At 30.5% G+C, this 2810-nt stretch carries 2 protein-coding genes; both read right to left on the reverse strand.

The genetic code is table 11. The annotated features are described in order from the left end of the window. Positions 1 to 85: 85 nt before the first annotated feature. Positions 86 to 1363, reverse strand: a complete 1278-nt coding sequence (locus tag EZH24_RS09830) for an MATE family efflux transporter (RefSeq protein WP_137998974.1) — start codon at positions 1361 to 1363, stop codon at positions 86 to 88. Beyond that, positions 1342 to 2810, reverse strand: a 1469-nt coding sequence (locus EZH24_RS09835) for a GldG family protein (protein WP_137998975.1), incomplete at its 5' end; no start/stop codon positions are given. The genes EZH24_RS09830 and EZH24_RS09835, both read right to left, overlap by 22 nt.

The following is a 2810-nucleotide window of genomic DNA, read 5'->3' on the forward strand; positions in this document are numbered from 1 at the left end:
ACATTCTTTCATATAATATAATTTTTACGAACCTCATGCGGATATGCATGGGGTTCTTTATTAAAAGTATCATTTAGCGAACTGCCTATTTTTTTAATAAATATATTCTATGCAATATCAAAATTAAAATATTATAAATAAACAAAACCGAATAAAACACAGTCATTATGAATATAAATCGCTCGAATGTTCGCTCGCCGTTTCGTAAGCTAAAATAAACATAAGAAAAAATTACCAAATAGCCGTAAAAAGGATAGAATAACTTATATGCAAGTCCGTAATTAAAAGTAAGAACGCAAAAACCTAAAGAAAATCCAAATAACGCCACTTTTGGAATTAACAGAATAATAGCTTGATATCTTTCGGTAAATTGAATGAGTATTATCTGTTTTGCGAAAATTATTAAAAATGCCGACAAAAATAAAGACGCTAAAAAATATAATATAATCGAATAATATAAAACTTTTCTCTCTTTGTCTTTATTTTTATTTTTCATTGAAATTAATATATAAGAAAACATTACGGAGGCTATCGGCGTTCCAATATAGAAAAACATTTTTATTATCAAAGCCATTGTCGAATAATAGCCCGCGCTCGTTTTGTCTAAATATCTGTTTGCCATAAGAACATCGTTTAACGAAATCCAATTAAATATAAAATTAATTATAACTACATTTATTATATAATTTTTAAACTCCGACAAATCTTTAACCGAAAAATATTTTTTGATATTTTTTATTTTCGTATAATACGGAAGATTTTTTTTCTTAAGTTCAAAAACATGAATAATATAATAAATTAGGCAGGATAACAAAACGGATATAATCGCTTTTTCCAAAGTTAGTCCCGTTATTATAAAAATCGCAAGTAAAATTATTTTTGCAATTAGCGCCGCTATAAAACTTGCGCCGTAATCAAGCCCTATATAATTATTAATCTTCAAAATCGACTGCGACACTATCGTAAAAACGCTTATAAATAAAGCTATAGATATTAAAAAAAGAGCCTTATAATTTTTTATATTAAATAAAATATCGATTAAAGGAATTGAAAAAACAAAAACTATAAATATTATAATCGCTATAAAATATCCGTAAGCCCAATATCTTTTGGCGTCTTCTTCGTCATTATAATTATGCATTATATAATAACTGAAACTTGAAACGGTTAAAATTATTATCGAATAGATATTTATTATTCCGTTATAATATGCGAAATCGGAAATTGACAAACTTCTATTTATATAAATCGAAGAAACATAATTTAAAACGCTCGTGCAACCGTTGATTAATACCAAAAGCGCGTAATTTATATAATAATTATAATTTTTATATAATTCTTTTATCTTCTTCTGAAAAACCATATAAGAAGTCCCAATATTCCGAATAAACAAGGAAGTCCAATTTGAGCGACATATCTTATAAAATTAGTTTGAGTTGTCGTTAAAGTCAAATTTCTAACGCTCGCCTCTTTAGGTCTTATCGTTATTTTTTGTCTCGCTTCCAAAAGATAAGCTACGGTATTCATAAACAAATCTTTATTTCCCGCAAAAGCTATATCGACAGACTGCCCCTGCTCTGGATTTATATATGCGTTTAATGCGAAAGTGGAATCTCCAAAAACTACAATTCTCGCGGGATTTTCTCTCCCTTCTATTTCGTAAGTTCCGCTTATTCCCAAAGGCACGGGACCAGCAATATCCGTTTGAGGATTGAATCTCGCTCTCGATAAATCGAAAGTCGCTTCTCTTTTTGCGTATCCTTGAGGAGTCGTAGTTATAATATTTTCAAAGACGCCGTTATATTTATTTTCTCCCGAACGAACGCTTCTTGCGACAACCAAACATGCAAAAACATTTCCTTCTCTTAAAGTTTGAGTTATAGGATGCGCCGTATATTGAGGAATTATATTTACGGGAATAACAACGCTCGAAGACGCGTCTATTATATAATCGTTTCTTGTAAAAAATCCCCATTCCTGCAAAAATAATTCCAAATTGCTATTGAAACCGCTTCTATCCATAAAACTGTCGTATAAAACGAGTAATTTTCCGCCCGTTTTAATATAATTATTTAATTTTTCTATTTCAAAATTGGAAAATTTTTCTATAGGAGACGCGATAATCAAAAGAGACGCGTCAGTCGGAATATTTTCAAGAATCATATTTAATTCTCTAACTCTATAATTTTCATTTTCCAAATAGGTTTTGACGAAAGAAAGCCCCTCGCCTCCCCTATCTTGCAATTGTCTCTCTCCATGTCCGACAGTAAAATATACTACGAAAGATTCCCGTTCCAATAAAGTGTAAACTGCTTGAGTAAATTTTTCTTCGCCTACAAATAAAGGTTCGGATGTGGCTTTTGACTGCGAAGTTAAATCTTTTCGATAAACTCTAACCTGTTTATTTTGTCCGTAAGTAAAAACTATCTCGCCCACTTGAGTCATTTGATATTTGCTTCTTGCCGAAGGTTTTTCGATAGGATTTATATATTCAACATTTATATATCTGCTTATTCTTTTATATTGTTCCAATAATAAATCGGCTCTCCAATCGGAAGAAGTCGGGTCGGAGCTTGGCGAACGCAAAACGACTATAGAAAGCGGACTATCGATTCTCGATAATACATCCATTGTCTGTTGCGAAACTGTGTAAGATTTATTTTGAGTCAAATCTAATCTTAAAGGAAAATTAACGCTTATTATATATAAACCGATTAATATTGCGAGTATTATAATCAAAGACAATATTCCGAAAAAAGCCTTATGAACGAAACGCATTTTAATTAACGAAACTATATTTTTTCTATCGT

This window comes from Brachyspira catarrhinii (assembly GCF_005518285.1).
Taxonomy (GTDB): Bacteria; Spirochaetota; Brachyspiria; order Brachyspirales; family Brachyspiraceae; genus Brachyspira; species Brachyspira catarrhinii.